This is a genomic window from Acidovorax sp. JHL-3 (genome assembly GCF_000526295.1).
Lineage (GTDB): Bacteria > Pseudomonadota > Gammaproteobacteria > Burkholderiales > Burkholderiaceae_C > Acidovorax > Acidovorax defluvii.
Genome location: NZ_JAFU01000001.1, coordinates 1725365 through 1751307, shown reverse-complemented (window position 1 = coordinate 1751307; position 25943 = coordinate 1725365). Strand labels below are relative to the sequence as shown.

At 63.6% G+C, this 25943-nt stretch carries 24 protein-coding genes; 5 read left to right on the top strand and 19 right to left on the bottom strand.

Features of this window, described 5'->3' with window-relative positions:
• Positions 1-26 precede the first annotated feature (26 nt).
• The 4 genes from yghU to K226_RS0108285 all read right to left on the bottom strand — a co-directional run bounded on the left by yghU (position 27) and on the right by K226_RS0108285 (position 3784).
• On the bottom strand, positions 27-902 hold the full coding sequence (gene yghU, locus K226_RS0108300) for a glutathione-dependent disulfide-bond oxidoreductase (protein ID WP_024814357.1): 876 nt from the start codon (positions 900-902) through the stop codon (positions 27-29).
• Between the two features lie 349 nt (positions 903-1251).
• Entirely contained in the window at positions 1252-2553 is a 1302-nt protein-coding gene (locus tag K226_RS18810) for an ATP-binding protein (RefSeq protein ID WP_035240938.1), read from the bottom strand.
• Positions 2550-3272: a response regulator gene (locus K226_RS18805; RefSeq protein WP_035240933.1), complete on the bottom strand. Its 723-nt coding sequence runs from the start codon at positions 3270-3272 to the stop codon at positions 2550-2552. Before K226_RS18805 ends, K226_RS18810 begins: the two co-directional genes overlap by 4 nt.
• A complete protein-coding gene (locus tag K226_RS0108285) occupies positions 3269-3784 on the bottom strand; it encodes a cytochrome b (protein ID WP_024814356.1) in 516 nt (171 codons plus the stop codon). The genes K226_RS18805 and K226_RS0108285 overlap by 4 nt, the downstream gene beginning before the upstream one ends.
• A 191-nt stretch (positions 3785-3975) precedes the next feature.
• On the opposite strand from K226_RS0108285, the gene K226_RS0108280 reads away from it, so the two are divergent.
• Both K226_RS0108280 and K226_RS0108275 read left to right on the top strand, forming a co-directional pair.
• On the top strand, positions 3976-4437 hold the full coding sequence (locus K226_RS0108280; protein ID WP_024814355.1) for a hypothetical protein: 462 nt from the start codon (positions 3976-3978) through the stop codon (positions 4435-4437).
• A 205-nt stretch (positions 4438-4642) separates the two neighbouring features.
• Complete coding sequence (locus K226_RS0108275) at positions 4643-4975, top strand: hypothetical protein (protein WP_024814354.1); 333 nt, start codon at positions 4643-4645, stop codon at positions 4973-4975.
• Positions 4976-5411: 436 nt separating this feature from the next.
• Here the strand turns inward: K226_RS0108275 and K226_RS0108270 are convergent, their stop codons facing one another.
• The 12 genes from K226_RS0108270 to K226_RS0108210 all read right to left on the bottom strand — a co-directional run bounded on the left by K226_RS0108270 (position 5412) and on the right by K226_RS0108210 (position 18414).
• Entirely contained in the window at positions 5412-6467 is a 1056-nt protein-coding gene (locus K226_RS0108270) for a DMT family transporter (RefSeq protein WP_024814353.1), read from the bottom strand.
• Between the two features lie 7 nt (positions 6468-6474).
• Positions 6475-6870, bottom strand: coding sequence for a hypothetical protein (locus tag K226_RS0108265; protein ID WP_024814352.1), 396 nt, complete (start codon positions 6868-6870; stop codon positions 6475-6477).
• Between the two features lie 102 nt (positions 6871-6972).
• A complete protein-coding gene (locus K226_RS0108260) occupies positions 6973-10119 on the bottom strand; it encodes an efflux RND transporter permease subunit (protein ID WP_024814351.1) in 3147 nt (1048 codons plus the stop codon).
• A gap of 14 nt (positions 10120-10133) precedes the next feature.
• Complete coding sequence (locus K226_RS0108255) at positions 10134-11264, bottom strand: efflux RND transporter periplasmic adaptor subunit (RefSeq protein WP_024814350.1); 1131 nt, start codon at positions 11262-11264, stop codon at positions 10134-10136.
• A 32-nt stretch (positions 11265-11296) separates the two neighbouring features.
• A complete protein-coding gene (locus K226_RS0108250) occupies positions 11297-11929 on the bottom strand; it encodes a hypothetical protein (protein ID WP_024814349.1) in 633 nt (210 codons plus the stop codon).
• On the bottom strand, positions 11926-13017 hold the full coding sequence (locus K226_RS0108245) for a TolC family protein (protein ID WP_238324211.1): 1092 nt from the start codon (positions 13015-13017) through the stop codon (positions 11926-11928). The genes K226_RS0108250 and K226_RS0108245 overlap by 4 nt, the downstream gene beginning before the upstream one ends.
• A gap of 324 nt (positions 13018-13341) precedes the next feature.
• Entirely contained in the window at positions 13342-13698 is a 357-nt protein-coding gene (locus tag K226_RS19450) for a hypothetical protein (protein WP_081739339.1), read from the bottom strand.
• A gap of 572 nt (positions 13699-14270) precedes the next feature.
• Positions 14271-15242 (bottom strand): FAD:protein FMN transferase, encoded by a 972-nt coding sequence (locus K226_RS18800; RefSeq protein ID WP_051463522.1) that lies wholly within the window; start codon positions 15240-15242, stop codon positions 14271-14273.
• Positions 15232-15687 carry a hypothetical protein gene (locus K226_RS20210; protein WP_369795414.1) on the bottom strand — a complete coding sequence of 152 codons (456 nt, stop codon included), beginning with the start codon at positions 15685-15687 and terminating at the stop codon, positions 15232-15234. Before K226_RS20210 ends, K226_RS18800 begins: the two co-directional genes overlap by 11 nt.
• Before the next feature lie 14 nt (positions 15688-15701).
• Positions 15702-17456, bottom strand: coding sequence for a PepSY domain-containing protein (locus K226_RS18795; protein ID WP_238324209.1), 1755 nt, complete (start codon positions 17454-17456; stop codon positions 15702-15704).
• Positions 17457-17482: 26 nt separating this feature from the next.
• Positions 17483-17953 (bottom strand): DUF2271 domain-containing protein, encoded by a 471-nt coding sequence (locus K226_RS0108220; RefSeq protein WP_024814346.1) that lies wholly within the window; start codon positions 17951-17953, stop codon positions 17483-17485.
• 137 nt (positions 17954-18090) lie between these two features.
• Positions 18091-18414 (bottom strand): PepSY domain-containing protein, encoded by a 324-nt coding sequence (locus K226_RS0108210; protein WP_024814345.1) that lies wholly within the window; start codon positions 18412-18414, stop codon positions 18091-18093.
• A gap of 267 nt (positions 18415-18681) precedes the next feature.
• Here K226_RS0108210 and K226_RS19305 point away from each other — a divergent pair, with 267 nt between their 5' ends.
• Entirely contained in the window at positions 18682-20589 is a 1908-nt protein-coding gene (locus tag K226_RS19305) for a sensor domain-containing diguanylate cyclase (RefSeq protein WP_024814344.1), read from the top strand.
• 87 nt (positions 20590-20676) lie between these two features.
• Here K226_RS19305 and K226_RS0108200 read toward each other — a convergent pair whose 3' ends face one another.
• Entirely contained in the window at positions 20677-20982 is a 306-nt protein-coding gene (locus tag K226_RS0108200; RefSeq protein WP_024814343.1) for an AzlD domain-containing protein, read from the bottom strand.
• Positions 20979-21707, bottom strand: coding sequence for an AzlC family ABC transporter permease (locus tag K226_RS0108195; RefSeq protein WP_024814342.1), 729 nt, complete (start codon positions 21705-21707; stop codon positions 20979-20981). The genes K226_RS0108200 and K226_RS0108195 overlap by 4 nt, the downstream gene beginning before the upstream one ends.
• A gap of 222 nt (positions 21708-21929) precedes the next feature.
• Here K226_RS0108195 and K226_RS0108190 point away from each other — a divergent pair, with 222 nt between their 5' ends.
• On the top strand, positions 21930-22283 hold the full coding sequence (locus tag K226_RS0108190; protein ID WP_024814341.1) for a hypothetical protein: 354 nt from the start codon (positions 21930-21932) through the stop codon (positions 22281-22283).
• A gap of 203 nt (positions 22284-22486) precedes the next feature.
• Here K226_RS0108190 and polA read toward each other — a convergent pair whose 3' ends face one another.
• The gene (gene polA / locus K226_RS18785) at positions 22487-25279 is read right to left on the bottom strand and encodes a DNA polymerase I (protein WP_035240926.1); all 2793 of its coding nucleotides are present in this window, start codon (positions 25277-25279) and stop codon (positions 22487-22489) included.
• 211 nt (positions 25280-25490) lie between these two features.
• Between polA and K226_RS0108175 the strand changes: the two genes are divergently transcribed.
• Positions 25491-25910, top strand: a complete 420-nt coding sequence (locus tag K226_RS0108175; RefSeq protein ID WP_024814340.1) for a hypothetical protein — start codon at positions 25491-25493, stop codon at positions 25908-25910.
• Positions 25911-25943 lie beyond the last annotated feature (33 nt).

The following is a 25943-nucleotide window of genomic DNA, read 5'->3' as shown; positions in this document are numbered from 1 at the left end:
GCAAAGTCCTTGGCGGCGAGAAAGGGTCAGGAGGCAGGGTTCAGCTTGTCCTGCGTGCGGGTGTCAAAGTCACTCGCGTCATGCCTTTCGTGCAACTGGCTGGCCGGTTCGCCCCAGGTGCGGTTGACCTTGCGGCCGCGCTGCACCGCAGGGCGCTTGGCAATCTGGTCGGCCCAGCGCACCACATGGGTGTATTCATGCACCTGCAAAAATTCACCCGCTTCATAAAGCTGGCCCTTGGCCAGGGCGCCGTACCAGGGCCAGGCTGCCATGTCGGCCACCGTGTATTCGCTACCCGCCAGATACTCGTGCGCGGCCAGGCGCTGGTTGAGCACATCCATCTGGCGCTTGACCTCCATGGCATACCGGTTGATCGGGTACTCATACTTCTCGGGCGCATAGGCATAAAAATGCCCAAACCCGCCGCCCAGAAACGGCGCGCTGCCCATCTGCCAGAACAGCCACGACAGGCACTCGGCCCGCTGGGCAGGATCGGTGGGCACAAAGGCGCCAAATTTTTCCGCCAGGTACAACAGGATGGCGCCGGACTCGAACACGCGCACCGGCTCGGCCCCACTGCGGTCCATCAGCGCCGGAATCTTCGAATTGGGGTTGACGGCGACAAAGCCGCTGCTGAACTGCGCGCCCTCCTGAATGGGCACCAGCCAGGCGTCGTACTCGGCGCCACTGTGGCCCAGCGCCAGCAGCTCTTCCAGCATGACCGTGACCTTGACGCCATTGGGCGTGGCCAGCGAATACAGCTGCAGCGGGTGCTTACCCACGGGCAGGTCTTTATCGTGCGTGGCGCCAGCCACCGGGCGGTTGATGCTGGCGAACTTGCCGCCGCTCTCTTTGTTCCATTGCCAGATGGCGGGTGGGGTGTAGGGGGATGAATCGGTCATGTGGGGGCTCCTTCAGGCAAATCGGATTACCAAGGGCTGCGTGGCCTCTTGCCGAATGAGTGTACTGATGCGGTTTGCGATCCGCTTTGCCTGAAACCCTTACGCAGCAAGGCATGCCCCGGGAACTACTCAAGGGCAGCAACGGCAATCGGCTCAGCGGTGAATGGCAGAGAACGCCCCGTTGCTGTCCTCCAGCCCTCACTGGTGAGTGACTTGTCCGCAGCGTTTGCCGTCCGTGCGCTTCGCACCGAACCTTGCGGCCTGCGCCTGGCAGCGGTCGTGCCAGTGGCGTTGCTTGATGAAGGACAGGCGGCCGCTTGTGGTACCGAAGCTGACCAGCGATTGACTCTTATTTGGACACCATTGACAGTCGCGCCTGAAGCCCGCCTTCGGTCCGATTGCTCAGCTCGACGTCTCCACCGTGGCTTCGGGCAATCTGACGCACGATGGCCAGCCCCAGGCCCGCGCCGCCCGTGTCGCGGCTGCGCGAGTGCTCGACGCGGTAGAAGGGTTCGAAGACTTTTTGCAGCTCGTCCCCGGGCAAGCCCGGCCCTTTGTCCTGCACCAGCACCTCCACGCCGTACGACCCGGTGGCGAGCACCACGTGGGCGTGGCCGCCGTACTTGAGGGCGTTGTCGATCAGGTTGGTCAGCGCACGCTTGAGCGCCTTTGACCGGCACGACCACTGCAGCGCGTCCGGTGCCTGCAGCGTGACCATGCCCACGCCCTGGTAGTCCTCGACCAAGCTCTCCACCAGCGCCACCAGATCGACGCGCTGCAGGGGTTCTTCCACCGCTTTGCCGCGCAGAAAATCCAGCGTGCCGTCCAGCAGTTGCATCATGTCGTCGGTGTCGGCCTGCAGCTGCGCGCGCAGCTGCGGATCGGCCATCATTTCGGTGCGCAGGCGCATGCGGGTGAGCGGCGTTTTGAGGTCGTGCGACACAGCGGCCAGAAAGCGCTCGCGCTCTTCAATGCCGCTGCGGATGCGCGACTGCATGGCGTTAAACGCCTGCGCCGCCTCGCGCACTTCGGTCGGGCCGGTCTCAGGCACGGGCGGGCTGCGCAGATCGCGCGACAGGCTGTGCGCCGCCCGAGCCAGTTCGGTCAGCGGGCGCACTGTGCTGCGCGCGGCCATTGCCACCAGCAGCACCACCACCACCAGCATCAGGCCCAGGTTGAACAGCAGGTTCCAGGGCAGCGCAAACACCCCCTCCGGCGCGCTGCCGTTTAGGCGCAGCCATTCGCCCGACGACAGCCGCAGGTGCAGCTTGAACGCGAACCGCCCCAGCCTCGGCAACTCGCTGGTGCGGACCTCGGCGCGCTGGCCGAGCACTTCGGTAATGTGGCCGGGCAGGTTGTCGAGCATCGACGGCGCCGCCGCGGTCGCTGGCGGTGCCGAATCGACGATGTGAATCTGCAGGCTGGGGGTGGATAACAGAGTGGCCATGGCCTGCCGCTGCGGGCCGGCCTGAACCTCGATCACCCGATAGATGGCCGCGATGCGTTGCGCCAATTCGTGGCTCACGGTGTGGCTCAGCGTGCGCTGCCGGTCCCACGACTGGAGCATTGAACCCGCGAGCTGCGCCATCAGCAGCCCGGCGCTCATCAGCAGCAGCAGGCGGCCAAACAGCGACTGCGGCCAGAGCTTCACAGCGCCTCCACGCTGGCCGCCAGCACGTAGCCTTCGCCGCGCACGGTCTTGATCAGGGTCGGTTCCTTGCCGTCGTCGCGCAGGCGCTTGCGCAGCCTCCCCACCAGCACGTCGATGCTGCGGTCGAACAGAATGGCTTCGCGGCCATTGGTCAGCTCCAGCAACTGGTCGCGCGAGAACACGCGGTGCGGGTGTTCCAGCAGCACGCGCAGCAACCGGAATTCGGCGCCCGAGAGCGGCACCACCAACCCGTCGGGCGCAGTCACGTTGCGCGAAGCCACCTCCAGCGTCCAGCCCGCGAAGCGGAACACTGCCACCTCTTCGGGCACCAGGTTGGTCGGCAGCGCCTGCGCGCGGCGCAGGATGCTGCGGATGCGCGCCAGCAGTTCGCGCGGGTTGAAGGGTTTGGCCAGGTAATCGTCGGCACCCATCTCCAGGCCCACGATGCGGTCGATCTCCGAGCCCCGCGCTGTGAGCATGAGGACGGGAATGTTCGAACGGCTGCGCAGATCGCGGCACAGGCTCAGACCGTCTTCGCCGGGCAGCATCAGGTCCAGCACCACCAGGTCGAAGCGGTGCTGCTCCATCAGGCGCCGCATCGCCTTGCCGTCGGCCGCGCTGGACACGCGGTAGCCGGCCTGGGTCAGATACTCCTCGATCAGGCGGCGGATTTCGCGGTCGTCATCGACGACCAGCAGGTGCTTGGGGGTGGGACTCATGTGCTTTTTTTGCCGGGGCGCATGCGCAGCAGCAGGCCATCCTTGACGACCCATTGATGGTACAGAGCGGCCAGCACGTGCACCGCCACCAGCGCCATCAGCAGGCGAGAGACCAGGCCGTGCACCTTGCGCAGCGTCCAGCCGTCCAGCGACTCGGGCAATGGCGCCGAGCCCAGCACCGCGGCCAACACGCCGCTCTGCAGCGCCAGCACCCCGCCGCTGACGGCCAACAGCAGCACCAACAGGTTCAGGCCCATGTGGCCCAGGTGCGCCCACTTTTCGGCGACGACGGCCGGCGGCCGGGGCTTGACCCGGCGCAGCACCACGCGCGCCACCACCAGCAGGGCCGCCAAAGCACCCAGGATCATGTGAATGCGGAAGTTGCCAATCTTGTCCGCGGTATTGGGCAGTTCGGCCAGCACGAAGGTGCCGGTGACCAGCAGGAATAGGATCAGGACGGCGGCCAGCCAGTGGACGGCGATCTGTGAAGTGGCGTAGCGGAAGTGGTTCATGGTGTTGGTTCCCGGGTTGCGATGGCTGCATCTTCGCGCCGCTGCAGCAGGCCAAGGCGGCATCTTGGTAACACAGCATGTCAAGTGAGGCCCTGTCATGCAAGCTCACCAAACGGGGGGGCGCAGACACACGGCACAAGGCCTGTCTGCCTAACATTGAGTCATCCCATCCACACCCCCTGGAGCTTCAGATGAAAAAGATCGCCACCGCCCTGCTCGTCGCTGCCTTGCTGCCCCTGCCGCTACATGCCCAGGACACCGCCGAAAACCTCGTTGCCGGCATGCGCAAGGCCGAAATGACCTACAAGGAACTCATGACCCTGATGGGCAAGTCCATCGGGATGATGCAAGAAGGCGTGTTGACCCACAACCGAGAGATGGTCGAGCAGGGCGCCAACATCATCTTCACGCACCCGGCACCCAACCACTCACCCTGGGCCATCATGAAGCCCGAAGACCAGGCCGGCTTCAAGCAGGCCCTGGTAACTTACGACAAGGTGCTCGATGAGAACACCAACGACATCCTCAAGGCTACCCGCAGCCGCGACTGGATGACCGCCACCGGCGCGCTGTCGCAGTTGCAGGTGTCCTGTGTGTCGTGCCACGCGCAGTGGAAGGACAAGGCGCAGAAGTGGCCAGCGCTGCTGCGCTGAGCGATGCCAGAACGTGAACCGCCATCACTCGTGGCTGTGGCTGTGACCGCTTTGGTCACTTTTTCCAAGTGAGCCTTGCTTTTCACATCCGGCGAGTGAGGCTAAGAAAGCGACTATTAGGGAAGTACCAGTAACAGTTTTACGAGTTTTCATGGGGCGATGCAAGCCGTGGTCTATGGCGTTGTGTGCGCATTTTCTATGCACGATGCTGGTGCCGTTGGCCTGCGCGGCGCCTCCTGAAACCAAGCTGACCACCGCGCAAATTCGCGCCATGCTGGGCGGGCACCATGTCACCGACGGGCGCCATTGGGGGCATGAATACCGCTTGGACGGTCGCATGGAGCGTTCAGAGAACGGCCGCACGCGCAGCGGACGCTGGAGCGTGCAGAACAACAAGTTGTGTCTGTTACTGCCCGAGGTCGGCAAGGTATCGCCCGTCTGCTTTGACGTGGGGCGAGTGGAGGGGGGGGAATTGCAGTACCGCGATGCGGGCAGTGTGGTGTACGAAGGCACGGTCATAAAGAGTCCGTCTCGTTGAGGCTCAACAACGTCAGCCTCTATGGCGTTAGCACCGGCTTGGCCCCATGCGGGACCTTGGGCACTATAGGAGCTTGGCCACACGTCCATGCATTGAAGTAAACCTCGTCGCCAACTGCCATGCCAGTGCCTGAGGCCACTTTGGCGAAGTGCCCACGGGTTCGGGTGACTTGCCGCCATCGGATCACAGCAACCTGGTCCGTGGGACCGAGTTCCATTTGTCCGCAGCGAGAGCGACCCGTCTACTGGAACTCCTCCGGTGGGATCAATTTGGTTACTGTGCCGACTCTCCAGCCGTAGTCCCAAGCGTACTGACTCTCGTAGACAGGCGTGCTGCAGCCGGAAATTGCCACGCATGCCAACGCCGCAACCAGCGAAGGCGTCGAATCCTTCATCATCAAAGTTCCTTTGCGATATTCTCGGGGCATCTGATCTGGTCAATGCCTGTGCTGGTGGTGGATATCCGGCGCATGGGGATGGGCATGGTTAACCGGTTCATGCAAGTGCACGTGGCTGTGGCTCCCCGTGGGCATCACGTCATGCGAGTGCGAATGGTGTCCATCGTCATGACGGTGGGCGTGCTCATGCTCCATCGGCTCGTGAGTATGTTCATGCCCGTGACTCTCGGCCAAATGCAGAAGCACCCCCGCAAGCATCAGAAGACCGCCGAGCAGCATCAGCCACCCCGCAGACCGTTCACCCAAGCCGAACGCCACAGCCGCACCGATGAAAGGAGCAAAGGCGAACACGGAGCCGGTCCGCGCCGCACCAAAAGCCCGCTGCGCCAGAAGGTAGAACCGAAGGCTCAAGCCATATCCCGTGGCACCAACAGCAAAGAGCCCAAGAGCTACAGTCATGGAGGGTAAAGGCTCTTCCCACACCATGGCAAGACATGCTGTCGCAGCGGCACCCAGCGAGGCCTTTGCCATCACGACCTGGCTGGGATCGCGTTCGGCCAGTTCCCTGGACAAGGTGTTGTCCACGCCCCAAGCCGCAGTCGCCAGCAGCACGGCAAGCAGACCAAGCAGCTGCGCGCCGCCCTGCAGGCCCTGATCCATCACCAATGCCATGCCCCCAGTTAATAAAAGAAGCATCGCAGCCCACACGCGGCGGTCCATGGTTTCGCTGTACAACCACCACGCCAACGTGGCGGTGAACAGCGCTTCCAGGGTCAGCATGAGCGAGGCGCTGGCCCCGCTCGTGTGTTGAAGGCCCCAGGACAGGGCGACAGGCCCCAGGGCGGCGCCGAATCCCGCCATGGCGATGAGGCGCCAAGCATCGGATCTCTGCAACCTTGCCTCGTGGGCGGAGGTCCGCAGGGACAAGGCACCGACGACAGCCGCCCCTGCGTACAGCAGCGCGGCCGTCGTGAACGCCCCCAGCCCTGCACCCAGCCGCTGAACCAGCGGGGTGCTTATGCCGAACAAGGCTGCAGCCAGCAAGGCGAGTAGACCGCCTCGCAGTGCAGGCAAGGAAAGAGATCCGCGCGCCATGGGGGCCTTACTTGATTGTGAAACGAACGGTGATGCTCTTCTTGCTATTAGTGGTCAGCACCGCGACTGCCTTGGCCCCCTTGGACAGGGTGACTCCCTTGGCCTCCAGCTTGTTCGCACCTGCTGGTTTCAGGGGCGCTTCGGATTTTTCTGCGCCGTTGAGCACTGTCAATTTGCCGTCGAATCGCGAGGCATCGGCATCTTTACCGTGGTCCTGAATGTAGATCGCCGCGCCTTCAGCAGTAGCAACCAGCTCAAATGACAAATCAGAGGCGGTTTGCACGACACCTCCGTGCAGGGGGCCAGCGGCACCGTGGGCCATTGCAGCGGGGGCAGATAGTGCGGATGCAGCAAACATTGCAAGGACTGCCGCCAGTTTGGAGAGGTTCGTCTTAGCAGTCATTGGATTTTCCTTTGGATGAGAAGTTGCGTGAAACTGCGCGCTTGAAAATGCGGCGCCTAAATGCCTACGGGAACAACTAAAACTACAGTGATCGGTGCGGGGTCAATAGGCCTCCTGCGTCGTTGTGACCTCGGTTTGCGTCTGGGCATCGGCCTCGATCAGGCGCCGCATCGCCCGCTCCCCAAACAGCCAGAACATCACGGGCGTGAGCAAGGTGTCCAGCAAGGTCGAACTGGCGAGCCCGCCAAAGATCACGACCGCCACAGGATGCAGAATCTCCTTACCCGGGGCGTCGGCCGCCAGTAGCAGCGGGGTGAGCGCAAAGGCGGCCACCAGCGCCGTCATCAAGACCGGGGTCAACCGCTCCAGCGAGCCGCGCACGATCATGGATTGGCCGAAGACCTCTCCCTCGAACTTGCACAGGTTGATGTAGTGGCTGACCTTCAAAATCCCGTTGCGCGTGGCAATGCCCGCCAGCGTGATGAAGCCCACCATGGAGGCCACCGACAGGCTCACCCCCGCCAGCCACATCGCAGCCACGCTGCCGATCAGCGCAAGCGGAATATTGGCCATGATGATCCCGGCCAACACAGCCGACTTGTAGCGTACATACAGAACGAGAAAGATCATTGCCAAAGACACCAGCGACAAGCCGACGATCAGTTGCATCGCTTGCTCCTGGGCCTGGAACTGGCCTTCCAGACTCAGAAAGGTCCCCGGTGGCAATGGCGTCTTTGCCATCACCGCACGAATGTCTGCAATGACGCGGCCCATGTCGGAGCCGTCCGTGTTGGCATAGACCACGATGCGCCGACGACCGTTTTCTCGGCCAATCTGGTTGGGGCCATCGGTTTCCTCGACCGTGGCGATGGCAGACACCGGTATCTGCCCCGCTGGGGTGTCGATCAGTGTGCGCGCCAGATCCTGCGGGCTGCGTTTGTCATCGGGCAGGCGCAGCACCAGTTCATAGCGGCGAAGTCCATCCACGATCTGCGCACCATGGGCACCATCTGTCAGGGCCTGTAGGAGCCGCACAGCCTCCCCCGGGGACAGCCCAACCTGCGCGGCCTTGCGGTGGTCCAGCCGTACCGTGATCTGGGGGATCAGCACCTGCTTTTCCACCGTCAAATCCACCAGCCCTGGAACGCCCGAGACTCCCTGGCGCATCTGCTCGGCCAGGCCCCGCAAGGTGTCCGTGTCATCGCCGAAAATCTTGAGCGCGATCTGCGCCCGCACCCCTGACAAGAGGTGATCCAGGCGGTGGGAAATAGGCTGGCCAATGGCCACCTGGGCTGGAAGGACGGCCAAACGGGCACGGATATCTGCCATCACGGCCTCGCGGTCCCGGGCGGACCGCTTCAGGTCCACATCAATCTCGGCCGAATGCACGCCTTCGGCATGTTCATCCAGCTCGGCCCGCCCCGTCCGGCGCCCCACCTGGGTGACCTCGGGGACCTCAGCAATCAGCGTCTCGGCCAACGCCCCCATGCGATTGGCTTCCGCCAGCGCCGTGCCTGGGTTGAACACCATGCCCAGTACCAGCGAGCCCTCATTGAAGGCAGGCAGAAAGGTGCGTGGAAAAAACGGGACGCTTGCAGCTGCTACAGCTACCGCCAGTGCAGCGACAGACATCAGCACCTTGGCGCGAGAAAACGACCAGCTGAGCACTTGCGCATCCCGCCGCTTGAGCCAGGCGACCAGGGTGCTGTCACCATGGTCCAGCCGTTTCATCCCCGGCAACAGGTAAAGGCACAACGCCGGCGTCACCGTCATTGAGACCAGCATCGATGCCAGCACCGACACGATATAGGCGATGCCCAGGGGCGTGAACAGGCGACCCTCGATGCCCGGCAGCGCAAAGAGCGGCACAAACACCAGCACCACGATGGCGGTGGCGTAGACGATGCCCGAGCGGACTTCCACGCTCGCCCGACGCACGACCTCCAGCATGGACAGTGGATTGCCCTGGGCACGGTTTTGCTTCAGCCTGCGCAGGATGTTCTCCACATCCACCACCGCGTCGTCCACCAGTTCGCCAATGGCAATGGCCAGGCCACCCAGAGTCATGACGTTGATGGACTGGTCCAGCAGCCGGAAGACCATGGCTGTCACGGCCAGCGACAAGGGTATCGCCACGAGCGAGATCAAAGTGGTTCGCGCGGACAACAGGAAGGCGAACAACACGATGGCCACCATGATGGCGCCGTCCCGCAAGGCCTCGGTCACGTTACCGATGGACGCCTCGATGAAGTCAGCCTGGCGAAACAACACTTTCGGAGCAGCCAACCCCACGGGCAGCCCCTGCTTGAGATCCCCCAATGCCGCTTCGATGGCGTGGGTGAGCTTGACGGTATCGGCCGCAGGCTGCTTTTGCACACTGACGATGACGGCAGGCACGCCGCTGTATCCGGCGTCGCCGCGCTTCATGGCCGCGGCGAACCGGACATTGGCCACCTGTTCCAAGAGGATGGCACGGCCGTCCTTCCAGGCCACCGCCACGCCTTGCAGGTCCTCGACACGGCTGGTGCGACCGATGTGGCGGATGAGGAATTCACGGCTGTTGAGATCGATGAACCCACCTCCCGCATTCCCCGCAAAGCCTCGAAGGGCCTGCTCGATCTGCGTCAATGTCACCCCGAACTGCGCCATGCGCGCCGTGTCCGGCTCCACCCGCAACTGGCGCACTTCGCCGCCGATAGGGATGACCTGAGAAACTCCTGGAATCGACAGCAGTCTGGGGCGCAGCACGAAGTCCGCGTACTCGCGGGCCTGCATGGGTGTCGCTGCAGGGGATTTGCCATCGCCTGCCGTCAAGGGCAGAGCAATGAGCATGACTTCGCCCATGATGGAAGACACTGGCCCCATGACGGGCGTGATGCCCCCGGGGAGTTGCTCCCGCACCAGCGCCAGGCGCTCCGCCACGAGCTGGCGGTTGCGGTAGATGTCGGTCCCCCAATCGAACTCGGCATAGAGGATGGACAGGCCCACCCCAGACGTAGAGCGCACCCGCGTGACTCCGGGCATACCGTTGAGCGCGGTTTCCAGGGGGAAGGTCACCAGTTGCTCGACTTCTTCGGGTGCCATACCTCCTGCTTCCGTCAAGACGGTGACCAGGGGTTTGTTGAGGTCGGGAAAGACATCGACTGGCGTGCGCCACGCTGTGATGGCCCCATAAACCATCAGCAGCGCCGCAACTGCCAGGACGAACAGGCGGTTGTGAAGGCTGTTCCTTACGATCCAATTGAACATTGCATGGGCTCCGTTCAGCGGATCTGCGCGATCAGCGGCGCACCTTGCACCACCACGCGGTTGTCAGCGCCCAGGCCCTGCGTGACGACCACCGTGGCGGCGTCCAAAGACCGATATTGCACCGGTTGAGGAATGTAGCGCTCTGCACCGGACTTGATCCAGACCACCGGTTCGTTGGCGCTGTTGCGCACGACGGCCTGCGCAGGCAGGACGAAGCCTTTGACCTGCTCGTTCAGCGAGGCCACGACGGTGACGGGCTGTCCGACCGCCAGCGGCAAAGCCGTGCCCGATTGCTCCGGGACCGCCCTGAAGGTCATTGGCAGCACGCCATCGCGCAGGCTGCGCGCAGCGCCGACCAGCTGCAACTTGACTCCAGGCACCCCCTGCATGTGGGCTTGGCCGACGCGTGCGGGCAAGCCAGGATCTGCCGTAGTGGCCTCCACCAGCACGCGTGCCGGGTCAATCACATCGAACAACACTTCGCGGGCCTCAACCACCTGGCCTTTGGTCACATCAGCCCTTGCAATCACCCCGGAGACGGGAGCCAGCAAGGCCTCTCGGGCAGCAAGGCTCGCTCCAATGCTTTTTTCGCGCGCGGTAAGGCTCTGCAGCTCAGCACGTGCCGCCTCGATCTCCTTGCGCGGCACCGTGCCTTCGAGGGACTGCAGCCGCTGCACCCGCTGTGCAGCCAGTTCTCGGCCACTGCGCAACTCGGCCAGCTGGGCCTGTTGATTTGCCAAGGCATAAGGCTCTGCATGGTGGGCCACATAGGCCAGTACCTCTCCCTGGCGCACGGTCTGGCCGGCGACCGGTAGCCCGCGCGGTCCCGCTTCGATGCGACCCCCATGGATTGCCTGAACCCGACCGCTCGCATTGGGGTCCACTACCACCCGGCCTGACAACTCGGTGGTGGCTGCTGCCTGGGTTTCAGAGGTCAACTGTGTGCGGATGCCCAGGCGCCGTTGGGCGAGCATCGGAACGTTGACACTGCCGTCTGGCAACCGCATCAAACCGGATGCGTTGACCGCCGTGGGGGCATCCAGATGCTCACCGTTCGGCCCATGGGCACCCGGCGCTGCGACGGCAGCAGGTGGAAACATCGCCGCGATGCACGTGATGACACTCAAGCCGAAAACATGGAGCATGCTGGTTGCCTTGGTTTTTTGAGTCGATGAGTTCACAGCGCACCTCCTTTGGAGGACGTACCTGCAGCCTTACGCGTGCGGCCAAGGAACCAACCGACCGCCGCCAGGACCGCCAGGGCCACAGCCAGCCAGACCGTTCGGGAGGGCCCATGGGCGTGACCGTCGTCGTGGGGGTGACCATGGTCATCGAGCATGGCGCCCGCGACCGTGAGGGTGCCGTCCAGAAGGTCGGAGTCATTGCCCGCCAGTACGGTGACCACCATGGGGTGGTCACCGGGTGCCGCCAGAGCCTTGAGCATGTTGGCATCGTCGATGGCGTAGTCGCCCATATCTGCATGGAACTTGGCAGGCGCCTTGAGAGCGCCCGTCTCCACTTCCACTGTGGCATTGAGCACAGGTTCATTGGTGGCAAAGCGGTTGATCAGGATGGACAACTCTCCGCCTTGCAGCCGGCCCACCAACTCGAAGGCTTCCGAGCGGGCCTCAAAGCTGGGTCCGGTGCCACTTTGGGCCCCAGCTTGAGCGGGGGCATCCAGGTGCTCGCCATTGGGGCCGTGCGCACCTGGCGCGGCATAGCAGGGTGTTGCGGCAAGCACCAGCACGGCGAAGCCTGCACCCAGCAATGAGAGGCGGCAACGAGGGGGGCATAGATTCAAGAGGTTCATGGAAGGATTCCGTGAGATTGCTGAAAGCGGGCGCGGGCCAGGCCCAGGGCCACTTGCTGGCGTGCGAAGCTGGTGTCGGCTTGGGAGGCTGCGGCTAGAGCGCGCAACAACTCCGGCAGCGGTGTTTCACCCGCCTTGAAAGATCGTTCAATGAGCGTGGCACGCTCCCGCAGGAGTGCCGAGCGCTGGCGCTCCGCTTCCAGTTGCTGCTCTGCCGTGTGCACCGCAGACTGCGCCATCGCGGCGTCAGCAGCCAGCCGCTCCTCGGTTCGCTGTTTCGTGGTCAGCGCTACATCCAGCTCACTCAGTGCGGCAGCTTGCAGCGGCTGGTTGCGGCTCGCTGTGCCCAGGGGAATGCGCACACCTACGCCGATGCTGTTTTGAGCCGACTCACCCCTACCCGGCATGTCTTGCCGGATACGAAGGAGCAGTTCAGGTGGGTCGCGCCTTGTGACGGCCACCACGTCCAGCCGCTTGCGAGCGCGCTCAACCGTCAGCGCAGCGACACGCGCATCGGGGTGGGTTTCAACGGTGAAGTGCGCCCCGCCTGGTGAAACTCCGGCCCCATCAACAACCGGGGCAGCCGTGAGATCAGGCGCCAGGGCTATGCCCGTCAGGGTTGTCCATTGAGACAGGCTGGCGCTCAGACGCTGCCGTGCAGCCATCTGTGCAGATTGCGCAGCCAGCGCTTCGGATTGAGCGGCAAGCGCATCCGCATGCGCCAGATCACCCGCTTTGACACGGCGGCGCACGTCATCGGATATCTCCTGCAGAGATCGCACTTGGGCGTCAGCCAGGTCGACCTCGGCCTTTTGCGCGGCAATGCCCCAGGCAGCTTCCCGTACCAGTCCCGCGAAATGCAGGCGCCCCGCTTGAACGGCAGCCTGTGACAGCTCTACGTCGGCATCCACAGCAGCGCCGCGTGCATTGCGCTGCCCAGGCAACCACAGCGGCCACGCCAGGCCGGCCTCGGCTTCCCTGCGTCCAGCGGACGTTTGCCAGCGGTCGTCCCGGTAGGAAAACTCCAGCGCCGGTGGGGCCGCCCACAGGCTGGAGATAGCCACACGATCCGCCGCAACCCGCTGCATCTGACCTTCAGCTTCTCTTGCCTGCGTAGCACGCTGCCATGCGGCATCCACAGCTTGTGCCAGTGTTGGAGCCACAGGAGATGCCGTGGCAGAAAGTGAAGGGGCGGTGTTGGACTGCGCAACCGCAGCGCCGACAAGGGCGCAGCTCAACGCGCAGCCTGTGGCGCAACGCACCGCAAACCCGGAAATAACAAAACGCACGTGATTCCTGACCGATCAAAGGCAGCAATCCGGGATCTTTGACGCGTCAGCGCCTGATCAAAAGGACTGCCGCACCGATGAACAACCCCGCTTTCGTGTGAGAAGCGGGGCGCTAAGGGTGGATCAGGAAATCACTCTGGGGGGTCGTCGCAACCCGTCCAGATAGGGGGATGGGCTCACGGTTTCGTCGGTCTCTGCCGGTGCAGGCGAGCCGTCGAGAGGATGCGACAGCAAGGGGAAATGGAAAAGTGCTGCGGTTCCTGGACCTGCTTCCGCAAGCATGTGCTGGATCGACTCCCGGGAATCGTCTTGGTGCATCACACCGTGTTCGTCATGGTGGTGCGCGGCACCATCCAAATGCATCTCGGCGTGCACCACCTGGAATGCTCCCTCATGGTCGAACGGTACCACCTGACGGGCCGTTGCGAAGGCCTGGCAGAAGAAGGAGAGCAACAGGATGACTGCGAGCAGTCGGCGCATGAAGTATGAAATGGCTATTGAGTATTGGTCGCGATCATAGCGATACTGGAATGGTCACATCCGAATTCCATGCCAAACGGACAGGTTTCGCAAGTGATCGGCCCCGGCGAGGTCACGGCTGCAAACAGCTTCTCCGTCGGGGCTAAACCGCGCAGACGGGCGGTGACTTGGCAATGTCCGGTATCCGCTTTAACGGACACTCAGTAGCTTAGTTTGAACGACTCTAACCAGCCTGAGCGGGTGGCCGTCCCGCCACTTCGAAAGTCAGCTCCTGGCCGGTAGCTGCCACTCATTCATCTCTTCTTCATAGTTGAGGACGTGTTCGTTCCGCCTGCGAGGCATCGGATTTTGAGACGCATCAGCGCTGACCGCATCCACCAGTCCGGCATCACCCCGACCATCACACCACCCTCGCCGCCGCCGCCCCCAGCAAAAACGGCAGCCGCAGCCACAAAGCCATGTCCGCTGCCACCTTGGCGGTCAACAAGGATTCGCCGCGCCCTCACGACCATTCCCCCAGCTCCAGCAAGCAGCACCCAAGCTGCGCCCACGCAAAATTCGGCTCAAACACGCTATTGACGCTGCCCAGCGTGAATGGCGATCTCCTCAAATCCATCGCCATCCCGCAACACGAACACCGCATCCATGCCCCGCTCTTGTGCCAAACGGACTCCGGCCTCCTCACCGAGCACCAGCAGTGCGGTTGCCCATCCATCGGCGAGCATGCAGGCGGGTGCCACTACCGTGACTGCCGCGAGCCGGTTGTTCAAGGGCCGCCCGAGGGAAGGACTCATGGTGTGGGCAAAGTATTGGCCCGCCACTTCAATCCAGTGGCGGTAGTCGCCCGAGGTTGCAATGGCCGCATCGGTGAGTTCCATTACGCCCATGGCCTCACGCACGCCCCGAAGGGGCTTCTCAATCGCTATGGCCCACGGCCGCTGGTCTGGTTTCAGGCCACGCGCACGCATTTCACCGTCAATTCCCACCAGATAACTGGCGATTCCCCAGCCATCCAGGCAATGGGCCAACTGGTCCACGCCAAAGCCTTTGGCGATGCCTGAAAGATCGAGCGTGATGGCAGCCCGTTTGCGAACCCGGTGATTGCCGGGGTCGATATCCAGCGCTTCTATTGCAGAGCGATGGGGCTGGCCTTTGAGCGCCTTGATCTGCTGCGCATCGGGTTGTTGCTGGCCGGGGCCAAAACCCCAGGCGTTGACCACGGCCCCCACACCGATATCAAACGCTCCCAGGGACTGCTGCCCCAACTGCAGCGATGCCAGCAGCACGCTCACCAGCTCGGGGGGCATGGTGAGCCATTGCTGCACCCGAGCGGCGTTGAGGCGGCTCAGGTCCGAGTCGGGCTTCCAGGTGGACATTTGTCGATCCACCGCGTCCACTGCGGCAAACAACTGGGCATGGATTGCAGCCGCATCGAGACCCGGCGGCGCAAAAAAAACGGCGCTGTACCGCGTGCCCATGGTTTCGCCGTTCAGGCTGTAGCGCTGCGCCGGCGTGCCAGAGGAGTTCTGCACCTCAGAAAACATCTTCACGGTAACGTCCCTGCGCCTTGAGCGTCTGTGTATCCAGGTGAATGGGGGCCAGCACTTCGTCCAGTGCCTGCAGGGTACTTTTTGCCATGCCACGGCTGCCGCAGACCAGAATTTGCCCGCCATTGGCCATGAGCTGGCGCAGTTGCTCCGCATCATCGATGACGCGATCCTGTACGTACCCGCCGTCCTTGACCCGCGAAAAGGCGGCATGCAACTGTGTCAGCCGGCCATCTGCCAAATAACGGCTCAGTTCGGGCTCATAGAGAAAATCGGAAGCAGGGTCGCGCCCGCCCCAATACAGGTACATGGGATGTTTGCCCGTGTTGTTGCGAATGAACCCCGCCAACGGCCCGATCCCTGTGCCGGCGCCGATGAGAATGACAGGCGCCTCTCCAGACACTGGGCGAAAATCCGGATGGAGCTGGATAAAGGCGTCCATCCGCTCCCCCACTTTCAGGCCGTGAAGAAATTGGGAGCACAAGCCTTCGGGAAGCTTTCGCACGCAAATCTCCAAAACACCGTCGCGCGACCCGCTGGCGAGCGAATAGAAACGGGGTATTGCACTGCCCGGGGCACCACCCCAGCCAGATCGCCCACCTCGAAATGCGGCAATCGCCCGCCCCCCAGCAGACGCTGCCAGCGGCCCCCCAACCCTGACCGCGCCACGGGGGCAAAGCGCAAGATGCTGGTGGGTGCATTCACCTGCTCACCGTAGTCAACCCGCTCGACCAATTGGAAAGCATCCGTTCGCGGGGGCTTGGGCGTGTGCTGCAGCGCCAGCTCCTGGCCGATCAGCTGACTGACGGCCTGGCCCCAGCGGGCAAACGCCTGGGTCGACTGCCTGTCCACCGTTTCCAGCGCCAGTATGCGGCGCCAGCCCTGGGCCAGCAAAGCGGCTTGCACGTCTTTTGCAAACTGACAAAACCGCGGGAACTGCTGATCCCCAAAACCCAGCACGGCAAAGCCCAAACCAGGCGGGGCCTTCACCTTGCCCAACCGCGCGAGAAACTGGCTGGCTGAGCTGGGTGCATCGCCGTCGCCATAAGTCGCCGTCAGGATGAACAGGCGTTCGGCACGGCGGTACTGTGCCGCCAGTTGGTTCATGGGCGCCGTGTGCACCTGCAGACCCGCCTGCGTCAAGGCGTTGTGCAGCGCATTCGCAAAGCCCCAGGTGCTGTTGTTTTCGCTGCCAACCAGAATAATGGTGTCGGCCGATTGCGCCGCGCTGTTGCCAACAATGCGCGGCATGGACTGGCGCCGCTCCCACCAGGTCAGCGCGCCTGTCGCGCCCAAGACCGGCACACCCAGCGCACAAATCCCCAGCAACAAACCAAGCCACCACAAGCCCTCGCCGGTGTGCAATTGGTAGACCTGCTCGTAGATGCGGCGCGCCACACCATGGGCCTGATAGGACAACAGCGCGCCAGTTGCCTGGTCGACATACGCATCGCCCTGGTTCGTCCGCAGCGAATAGACGTCCGAAGGGTCGCTCGGGTGGGGGTACACCAGCTCGCGCAAGTCATTCAGATCGGTTGCCAGCAACGCCGCCAGCGCCGTGACCGGCTGTGCGGGGACGCCCGCCTGCCTGGACGGAAACTGCGGCTCGCTTTGCATGCCATCTGGCACCAGTGCAAACGTTGCCGCCGACATATAAATGCCCGTCAACGCAGACAACAGCAGTGCCGGCAGCACCCAACGCCCCACCTGCGCGTGCCAGCGCTGGTTTACGCCGCCGCGCAGCGGCTGCGCAATTTGCCGCCAGCCCCCAACGCGCCAGACCAGCAGCACCACGCCAGAAACACACAAGAAAAGCATCGCCAAGGCCACCACACCCACCACCGCCCGGCCAGGCGTGTCAAAAAGCAAAGAGCGGTGCAGGTCTTTCACCCAGCGCGAAAACCCCGAAGGCGCATGGGGGGCAATGCCTTGGCCGCTGACCGGGTCGACACGGTCTGCGCCCGGCTGGTCGTTGCGGGTGTAATAGACAATGATCGAGCCCGAGGGCGTGCGCTCAATTTGCTCGACATCGGGGTAATGCTGCGCCACCCGGCCCGCCAGCGCTGCCACGCTGATCTGACCGTCTGCGGGCACCGTGGCCTGGAGCCGCTCCAGTGCCGGGTCTAGCGACAAAGCCACCCCACTGAGCGACAGCACCGTCAGAAACAAGGCGGCGATCAGACCCGCGAGTGAGTGAAGCTTGCGCACCATCGTACGAACCCTTGCTTAACGCGCCGTCACATGCCGTAGGTGAATGACTGGACATAGCCGCGCCCTGCGGCGGGTTTACCGGCGCCCTGGGTGGTCAGGGGCACGCGCACGTCGGCCGCGTTGTCGCGCCCATCTTCCACCGCGCTGTCGATGCGAATTTCATGGCCGGAGTCAATCAGCACATCGGCCAGTTCCACGGTGACTTTGAGCGTTTTTCCACTGCCCACGCTGGCACCACTGACGCCATCAAACTCTGCCGCCTTCAAGCCACTGCCACGGGCCCAGTCACGCAGATGTTTGTAGTACTTGGATTTTTTTCCGGAAACCCAGAGCGTTTTTTTGTACAGACCGTTCGTATCGGTCACGTAGATCGCCAGATATGCCCCGTCGCCACCGTAGTTTTTGAGCTGGGTGGTCAAGGTCACCGGACGCGCCTGCGCCAGGTTGGGCAGCGTCATCACGCCGGCAAGGCAAAGCAAAGCAGCAAGTTTTTTCATAATGAATCTCTCGGTAAATTGTCAGGACTGCGCACGCCGCGCGCCCACCGTGGTCTGAAAGTGAAGAAGAAAGCCAGCGCGCGTTTCAAATGCCAACGGGCGCCATCCGGCACACGAGCCCTCGATGGGCAGGGGCGTCATTTGGCTTTCTGTGCTGGATCAAGATAGTCCGCCGCTTCAGCGTCGTCACTGAACTCGATTTCGAGTTTTTTGATGCGCAGTGACTGGGGCGAATACTTGCCTTTGAATCGGTTTCCCCGGGCATCGATACCGCGAACCTCATAGCAACCATCGTCCACCTTGATGCGTTGCACCGTGCCGCCGCGCTGCTCGATCTGCTGGCGCAGGCGCTCACGCGGCTGCCAGTCGGCCACCGGGTCTGCACAATCGTTTGCAGCCCATGCTGCACCGCCCATGAGCATGCCGGCCAGCGCGGTGTTGACGAGAACCAAAGCTTTCATGATTTCTCTCCTCTGTGAACAGACAAGAGAACTCTAACGACGCAGCCTTAACACTTGATGAACTGGACCGCCGCCAGTGATTTGCCTGTTTTCGTTAGCGACGCCTTGCAGCTACCCCCGCGCCAAAGCCGCCTGCGCCCATTTCTGCGCAGACAAGAAGTTGTCCGCGAATTGCAACGGCAGCGTGTGAGTTGACCCGGCCCCACTGGAGAACTTTGGCAGCATGGCGGCCGGGTTTCAGGCTCTTCTTCTTTAAGGTGCGATTTTTTGCAAAAAAATGCTTTCCGGTCTCTGGCGCTGCTGCTTTTGCTGCTGACGTTGGTGGTCGTCGCCGAAATCGGCCTCACCCATCGAAACGCTTATGAAGCGACCCAAGCCCATGAGCGCGACCGGGTGCAGCACGACCTGGCAGACATGCGGCTCACGGTCAGTGGCTATCTGGAAAAATTGACGCGCGATGCACAGTTGATGTCCCGCTCGACCGTGCTGGGCCTGTATTTGAGCGACCCCACACCTGAAAACACAACCCATGCCGAAAAAGCGCTGCAAACCCTGTCCATGCTGCGCGGGGACTATGACCAGACACGCTACATCGACCAGAACGGGCAGGAAAAGATTCGGGTCGACAGAGAAAACGGCCAATCCGTCTTGCACAGGCAGGGCTTGCAAAACAAGTCGGACCGCGGCTATGTGCAGACGGGGCTTCAGCTTGGCGCAGGCCAGGTTTTGGTGTCAGAACTGGACCTGAACGTCGAGCAGGGAGTAATTGAAGAACCCCACCGGCCAACCCTGCGTGCCGTGGCCCCGGTTTTCCTCGATGGCAGCCGCAGGGGGCTGATGGTGCTGAACATCGCTGCTGATGAACTGCTCGCCAGCCTGCGCGTCAACCTGCCCGCTGGCAGCGATCTGGTGATGCTCAATGCCACCGGCGGCTGGATCCCCGGAGGGGGTGCACTGGACTGGCAGTTCATGCTGGATCCGTCGGCACGACTGAGCGCGCAGGACCCGGCCTTGTGGGCATCCATTGAAGGCCAGCACAGCGGAAGCTTCGAGCGCCTGGGCGAGTGCTATCACTACGAGTGGTTCCAGACGACCGGTGATGGTGTGCAGGCGCCCAAGTGGCTTTTGGCACAACGGCGTGCCAACGAGCCCTGCGCTGCTGCCGCCGCCGAAGCCACCCAGATAGCCGCCAAAAGAATTGCCATCACACTGCTCATCGCCCTTCCCCTGGCAGTGCTGTGGCACCAATCACGCGTCAAAAGCCGGCGTTTTCAGCAAGCCCTGCAAGACCAGCAGGCCGAGTTGAGCATGATCGCCCAGGAGGCAGGCCATGCAATGATCATGGTGGACCGCCAGTGCCATGTGCTTTGGATGAACCGGGAGGCCGAGCGGTTGCTGGGCTGGAGCGAAGCCGAGCTGGTGGGTAAAAATCTGCATGAAACCATCCACCTCACACCTGACGGACAACCGGTTCACGCGGGGCTGTGCCCCACGCTGAACGCCCTTGAAACCGGCGAACGCCATGGCACAGACCGCGATTCGATGGTGGGTCGAAATGGCCAGCGATGGGTGTTCAGCACCCGCGTCACCCCGTTCGGCCCCGCAGAAAACCGCAAGGCCGTTGTCGCCTTTGCGGATGTCAGCACCCATGTGGCACTGCAACAAGAATTGGCCGTCCAGGCGCAAACAGACGTGCTGACCGGCGCGCTCAACCGCCGATCCATCGTGCAAAACCTGCAGGCTGCCCTGGACGACCCGACTCAGACCCCCTGCGTACTGGCGCTGGACATTGATTTCTTCAAGAAAGTCAACGACACGCACGGACACCAGACCGGCGACCAGGTACTGATCCACTTCTGTCGAACCATAGAAACCATGCTGCGCAAGGGAGACCTTCTGGGCCGCATGGGTGGCGAAGAATTTCTGGTGGTTGCAAACACCCTGTCGCTGGCAGATGCCATGGGCCTGGCGGAGCGCATTCGTGCAGCCATCGCCAGCACCCCATGCCTGTGCAGCCCGGACACCCCGATTGCCATCACCACCAGCGTCGGCGTGGCCCAGCCCCACGTCGGAGAAACGATGGAACAACTGCTGGAGCGCGCCGACGAAGCCCTCTACCGCGCCAAGCACGCAGGGCGCAACCGGGTGATGATGGCAGGCGCGGCAATCGCCTGAAAGCCACGCGCCCAACCCACCCGCCCGGGCCAGCCAAACCCGGCGCGGCGGCTCTGCAAGCGCACCACAGGCATCAGCGACGCCATATCAAGTCCACCAGCGCACCAACCCCGCTGCCACCGCACCCAGCACCACCACCAGCAAAAACGGCAGCCGCAGCCACAAGGCCAGCGCCGCTGCTGCCAGGGACGCCAGGCGCGCGTCGATCACCAGGGCGGTGCCTGCGGCAAAGGTGTTCATCACCGTGAGCGAGGCGAGCAGCGCCACGGTGATGGCGCCGGCCACACGGGTCATCCGCGGGTTTTGCAGCCAGCGGGCCGACACGGCGTAGCCCGCCAGCTTGGTGAGGTAGGTGGCTGCGCAGGCCAGCAGGATGAAGCCCCAGAGCGTCATGCCGCGCCTCCGGTGCGAGACGCGTCCCCGTGGGCATCCGGTGTACGCCCGCGCCAACCCCAGGCGGCGCCCACCACGGCGGCCAACAAAATGGGCAGGCCGGGCGGCACCAGCGGCACGGCCAGGGCGGTGACCACGCCGCACACCACCGCCAGCGCCACGGGTTCGCGCTGTTGCAGGCGCGGCCACAGCAGGGCCAGAAAGGCCGCCACGGCGGCGCCGTCCAGGCCCCAGCGGCGCGGGTCGCCCAGGGCGTCGCCCAGCACGGCGCCGACCAGCGTGAACAGGTTCCAGAGCACGAACACGCCGACGCCCGCCGTCCAGAAGCCGCGCCGCTGTTCATCGGGCGTGGTCTGGCCTGCGGCGGTGACGGCGGATTCGTCGATGGTGAGCTGCGCTGCCACCGCCTTGCGCCAGCCGGTGGGCGCGACCATGGCATTCATCTGCATGCCGTAGACCGCATTGCGCACGCCCAGCAGCGCGGCAGCGCCCAGGGCCGCCGAGCCCGCGCCGCCGCCCGCGATGACGCCAATGAAGGCGAACTGCGAGCCGCCCGTGAACATGAGCAGGCTCAGCGCCATGGCCTGCCACACCGTCAGGCCTGCCGCCACGGCCAGGGCGCCAAACGAGATGCCGTAGAGGCCGGTGGCGACGGCAATCGACAGGCCCATGCGGATGGCGGGGGTCCAGGTGGAGGGACGCAGGGTGGGTGGGGAGGATTCCATGGAATTCAATTTTGATAGCTAGCAACGCTTATCAGTAAAGCGCGGGAGGCCAAAAACACTCAAAACATTCAGCGGGTAGGCTGCGGCGGGCTGCGGGCGCAGGCGGTGTCAGGCGGCCCAACGACGCCATGCCCTGAGGCCCGGCTTGGGGATCAGAGCACTATGCACCTGCGGCTTTTAGGTTCATATTGCGAACGCATTTTCAAAAAAGGTGGATATCTGATGTTCTTTCCTGCCCTTGTGGGCTTACTGGGTCTGGTGGGAGTGGTGGTCTTTTTCTGGTTGCACAACGGCCCGGGGTCCGGCCGCCCCTTCGGCAACCGGGTCGCTGCCCACATCGGCATTCCGAAAAGTGTCTTTTACGCGCTGCTGGAAAACGGCGTCGAAGGCTCGTCTCGTGAATTGCTGGCATCTCTTCAGCGGTCGAAACTGGGCCTGGAGGAGGCGGGCGTCAAGCTCGGCCCTGCGCTGGGCAGAGGGCTTGCGCGCCTGGAACGGCGATTTGGCACCCAGGACAGTTACGACCGGGCCAAGCCCATTGTTGCCAGACTTGTCGCGGCAGCTGAAGAGCAGTGACATAGCAACCCCAACGCCATCCGCTGGCAGCGCCCATCCGTCCAGGGATGGGCAGCATCGCTTGACCCTGCGACGGGGAAAGCACAAAACCACTCATGTTTTGATAGCTTGCAGCGCTTGTTTCACAAGGGTTTCAAATAAAAATAGTATTGAATTGCTTGTGAAATAAGCGCAAGCAGCTCCTGATTCAGGAGCAAATGGGTTCAGTGCGCCTTGTCCCAGTTCGGCCCCACGCCCACCTCGGCCAGCAGCGGCACCTTGAGCGCAGCCACATCGGCCATCAGGCGCGGGATGTGTGAGCGCAGCCAGTCCACCTCGCTCTCGGGCAGCTCGAACACCAGTTCGTCGTGCACCTGCATGATCATCTTGATGCCGGGCTTGTGTGCGTCCAATTCTTTCTGCACGGCCACCATGGCCAGCTTGATGAGGTCGGCCGCCGTACCCTGCATGGGCGCGTTGATGGCGGCGCGCTCGGCACCGGCGCGGCGCGGGCCGCTCGCGGCGATTTCGGGCAGGTACAGGCGGCGGCCGAACACCGTCTCGACGTAGCCCATGGACTGGGCGGCGGCCTTGGTTTCGTCCATGTACTGCTTCACGCCGGGGTAGCGCTGAAAGTAGCGGTCGATGTAGGCGGCGGCGGCCTTGGTTTCGATGCCGAGGTTTTTTGCCAGGCCAAAGCTGCTCATGCCGTAGATCAGGCCGAAGTTGATGACCTTGGCGTAGCGGCGCTGCTCGCTGGTCACCTGGTCCAGCGCCACGCCAAACACCTCGGCGGCGGTGGCGCGGTGCACGTCCAGCCCGGCGTGGAAAGCGTGCAAGAGCGCGTGGTCGCCGCTGATGTGGGCCATGATGCGCAGCTCGATCTGGCTGTAGTCGGCGCTGGCGATCACGCAGCCGGGCGGCGCCACGAAGGCCTCGCGCACACGCCGGCCCTCGGCCGTGCGGATGGGGATGTTCTGCAGGTTCGGGTCGTTGCTCGACAGGCGGCCAGTGACGGCCACGGCCTGCGCGTAGTGCGTGTGCACGCGGCCGGTGCGCGGGTGGGCCAGTTGGGCCAGCTTGTCGGTGTAGGTGCCTTTGAGTTTGACCAGGCTGCGGTGCTCCAGCAGCTTGGCGGGCAGGGGGTAGTCTTCGGCCAACTTTTCCAGCACTTCTTCGTCGGTGCTGCGCGCGCCGGTGGCGGTTTTCTTCACCACGGGCATGCCCAGCTTGTCGAAAAAGATCTCGCCCAGCTGCTTGGGGCTGCTGAGGTTGAAGGGCTGGCCCGCGATCTCGTACGCCTCGGTTTCCAGCTGCAGGATGCGCTGGCCCAGCTCGTGGCTTTGCTGCGCGAGCGTGGGCGCGTCGATCAGCACGCCGTTGCGCTCGATGCGGTAGAGCGCCTCGCTGCTGGCGATTTCCAGCTCGTAGATGAAGCGCAGTTTCTCGTCGGCCTGCAGCAGCGGCCACAGGGCCAGGTGCACGTCCAGCGTCTGGTCCGAGTCTTCGCACGAATAGGCGGCTGCCTTGTCCACCGGCACTTGGGCAAACGAAATCTGGTGCGCGCCCTTGCCGCACAGGTCTTCGTAGCTGATGCCGGTGCGGCCGGTGTGGCGCTCGGCCAGGCTGGACAGGCCGTGGGGCTTGTGCACTTCGAGCACGTAGCTTTGCAGCATGGTGTCGTGCACGTAGCCCTGCACCTCAATGCCATGGTTGGCGAACACATGGCGGTCGTATTTGACGTGCTGGCCGAGCTTGTGGCGTTTGCCATCTTCCAGCCAGGGTTTGAGTCGTGCCAGCACTTCATCGCGCGACAGCTGCGCCGGGGCGTCCGGCCCGGCATGGGCCAGCGGAATGTAGGCCGCCTCGCCGGGCTGCACGCTGAAACTGATGCCCACGATCTCGGCGCGCATTTCGTCGAGCGAGGTGGTTTCGGTGTCCAGCGCCACCAGCTCAGCCTTCATCACGCGCTGCAGCCAGTGGTCAAAGTCGGTCCAGTTGAAGATGGTGTCGTACACCACCGGGCGGTGCTGCGCGGCCTCGGCCACGGGGCTGGCGGAATGGTCGGCGAACAGGTCGCCGCTCTGGCCGGGCATGGCGACCACGGGCGCGGGCGCGGCGGCCGGGGCGTCGCCCGCCAGTGTGCGCGCCAGGCCTTTGAAGCCGTAGGTGTCGCAAAAGGCCATGAGCGGCGCAGTCTGGGGCTGGCCGATGCGGATGGCGTCCAGCGCGGGCATATCGGGCACCCAGCCGTTCAGGTCGCAGTCGGTCTTGATGGTGAGCAGCTGGCGGCTGGTGGGCAGCCAGTCCATCGCCTTGCGCAGGTTCTCACCCACGGCGCCCTTGACCTCGCCGGCCCGCGCCACCAGGGCGTCCACCGAGCCGTATTCCTGCAGCAGTTTCACGGCAGTTTTGGGGCCCACCTTGTGCACGCCGGGCACGTTGTCCACCGTGTCGCCCACCAGCATCTGGTAGTCCAGCATCAGGCGGGCGGGCACGCCGAATTCAGCCTCCACCCCGGCCAGGTCGCGCACCTTGCCGCTCATGGTGTCGATGATGGAGATGTGTTCGTTCACCAGCTGGGCCAGGTCCTTGTCGCCGCTGGAGATGACCACGTCAATGCCCTGGCGCGCGGCCGCCACGGCCAGGGTGCCGATCACGTCGTCGGCCTCCACGCCGGGCACGTCGAGCACCGGCCAGCCCATGAGGCGCACCACCTCGTGGATGGGCGCGATCTGGCTGCGCAGGTCGTCGGGCATGGGACTGCGCTGGGCCTTGTATTCGGGGTAGAGCGCGTCGCGGAAGGTGGGGCCCTTGGCGTCGAACACGCAGGCTGCGTAGGTGCAGGGATGGTCCTTCAGGAGCTTCTGCATCATGTTGATGATGATGCGGATGGCACCGGTCTTTTGCACCGTGCCGTCGGGCAGGGTGGTGCTCATGGTTTCGCCGCCCGCGAAGAAGGCGCGGTAGAGGTAGCTGGAGCCGTCCACCAGCAGCAGGGTCTTTTTGTCACTCATGCGGCGATTGTGCACACTCGTTCATCCCCGCGCGGCCTGGGATGCCCGCTCTTGGTTACTGCGTCCGGAACGCGGCAAAATACGTGTTTTTCCAGCCCGTGCCTGCCTTGGGCCCCTGCGTTGACTGGCGCCGTCAGGGCGCCACCCAGCAGATGGTGCGATGCCCCTGCTACCCGGACTGGAACATTGCTCAATTTTTAAGGTGATCCCCATGAAGAAAATGCTCGCGTTGTTGATCAGTGCGGTATGCACGCTGGCGATGGCAAACACGGAGTTCAAGAACATCCCGGTGCCAATGCAAAAAGCACTGCGCGGCAACGCGCTCAAGACGGTGCATCTGGACAACGGCGTGATGCGGCTGCAAATGGACAAGCCGGTGATCACCGAACTGGTGTATTCCACCTTTGTCTTTCACAACATCTGCGCCGAACAATGGCACAACCCCGAGCAATTTGCCAAGTTGGCCCTGACGCGGGTGGAGCTGCTCAACGCCACTGGCGCACAGGGCTTTGCCTTTGACGCCCGGGGCAACGTGTGTGAGCAGATGGGGCAGCTGGGCAAGAACTTCGGCACCTTCATCGGCCAGCGCACGGTGCAGTGCGAAGCGGGCACCTGCCCCAAGCACCCCTGATAGATTTTCAAGGCATTGCGGCGGACCGCCTGC

Coding starts and splice junctions, on each gene's coding strand:
- yghU (WP_024814357.1), bottom strand. CDS start 902: ATGACCGATTCATCCCCCTACACCCCACCCGCCATCTGGCAATGGAAC.
- K226_RS18805 (WP_035240933.1), bottom strand. CDS start 3,272: ATGAGTCCCACCCCCAAGCACCTGCTGGTCGTCGATGACGACCGCGAA.
- K226_RS0108285 (WP_024814356.1), bottom strand. CDS start 3,784: ATGAACCACTTCCGCTACGCCACTTCACAGATCGCCGTCCACTGGCTG.
- K226_RS0108280 (WP_024814355.1), top strand. CDS start 3,976: ATGAAAAAGATCGCCACCGCCCTGCTCGTCGCTGCCTTGCTGCCCCTG.
- K226_RS0108275 (WP_024814354.1), top strand. CDS start 4,643: ATGCTGGTGCCGTTGGCCTGCGCGGCGCCTCCTGAAACCAAGCTGACC.
- K226_RS0108270 (WP_024814353.1), bottom strand. CDS start 6,467: ATGGCGCGCGGATCTCTTTCCTTGCCTGCACTGCGAGGCGGTCTACTC.
- K226_RS0108265 (WP_024814352.1), bottom strand. CDS start 6,870: ATGACTGCTAAGACGAACCTCTCCAAACTGGCGGCAGTCCTTGCAATG.
- K226_RS0108260 (WP_024814351.1), bottom strand. CDS start 10,119: ATGTTCAATTGGATCGTAAGGAACAGCCTTCACAACCGCCTGTTCGTC.
- K226_RS0108255 (WP_024814350.1), bottom strand. CDS start 11,264: ATGCTCCATGTTTTCGGCTTGAGTGTCATCACGTGCATCGCGGCGATG.
- K226_RS0108250 (WP_024814349.1), bottom strand. CDS start 11,929: ATGAACCTCTTGAATCTATGCCCCCCTCGTTGCCGCCTCTCATTGCTG.
- K226_RS0108245 (WP_238324211.1), bottom strand. CDS start 13,017: ATGCAGCGGGTTGCGGCGGATCGTGTGGCTATCTCCAGCCTGTGGGCG.
- K226_RS19450 (WP_081739339.1), bottom strand. CDS start 13,698: ATGCGCCGACTGCTCGCAGTCATCCTGTTGCTCTCCTTCTTCTGCCAG.
- K226_RS18800 (WP_051463522.1), bottom strand. CDS start 15,242: ATGTTTTCTGAGGTGCAGAACTCCTCTGGCACGCCGGCGCAGCGCTAC.
- K226_RS20210 (WP_369795414.1), bottom strand. CDS start 15,687: ATGGACGCCTTTATCCAGCTCCATCCGGATTTTCGCCCAGTGTCTGGA.
- K226_RS18795 (WP_238324209.1), bottom strand. CDS start 17,456: ATGGTGCGCAAGCTTCACTCACTCGCGGGTCTGATCGCCGCCTTGTTT.
- K226_RS0108220 (WP_024814346.1), bottom strand. CDS start 17,953: ATGAAAAAACTTGCTGCTTTGCTTTGCCTTGCCGGCGTGATGACGCTG.
- K226_RS0108210 (WP_024814345.1), bottom strand. CDS start 18,414: ATGAAAGCTTTGGTTCTCGTCAACACCGCGCTGGCCGGCATGCTCATG.
- K226_RS0108200 (WP_024814343.1), bottom strand. CDS start 20,982: ATGACGCTCTGGGGCTTCATCCTGCTGGCCTGCGCAGCCACCTACCTC.
- K226_RS0108195 (WP_024814342.1), bottom strand. CDS start 21,707: ATGGAATCCTCCCCACCCACCCTGCGTCCCTCCACCTGGACCCCCGCC.
- K226_RS0108190 (WP_024814341.1), top strand. CDS start 21,930: ATGTTCTTTCCTGCCCTTGTGGGCTTACTGGGTCTGGTGGGAGTGGTG.
- polA (WP_035240926.1), bottom strand. CDS start 25,279: ATGAGTGACAAAAAGACCCTGCTGCTGGTGGACGGCTCCAGCTACCTC.
- K226_RS0108175 (WP_024814340.1), top strand. CDS start 25,491: ATGAAGAAAATGCTCGCGTTGTTGATCAGTGCGGTATGCACGCTGGCG.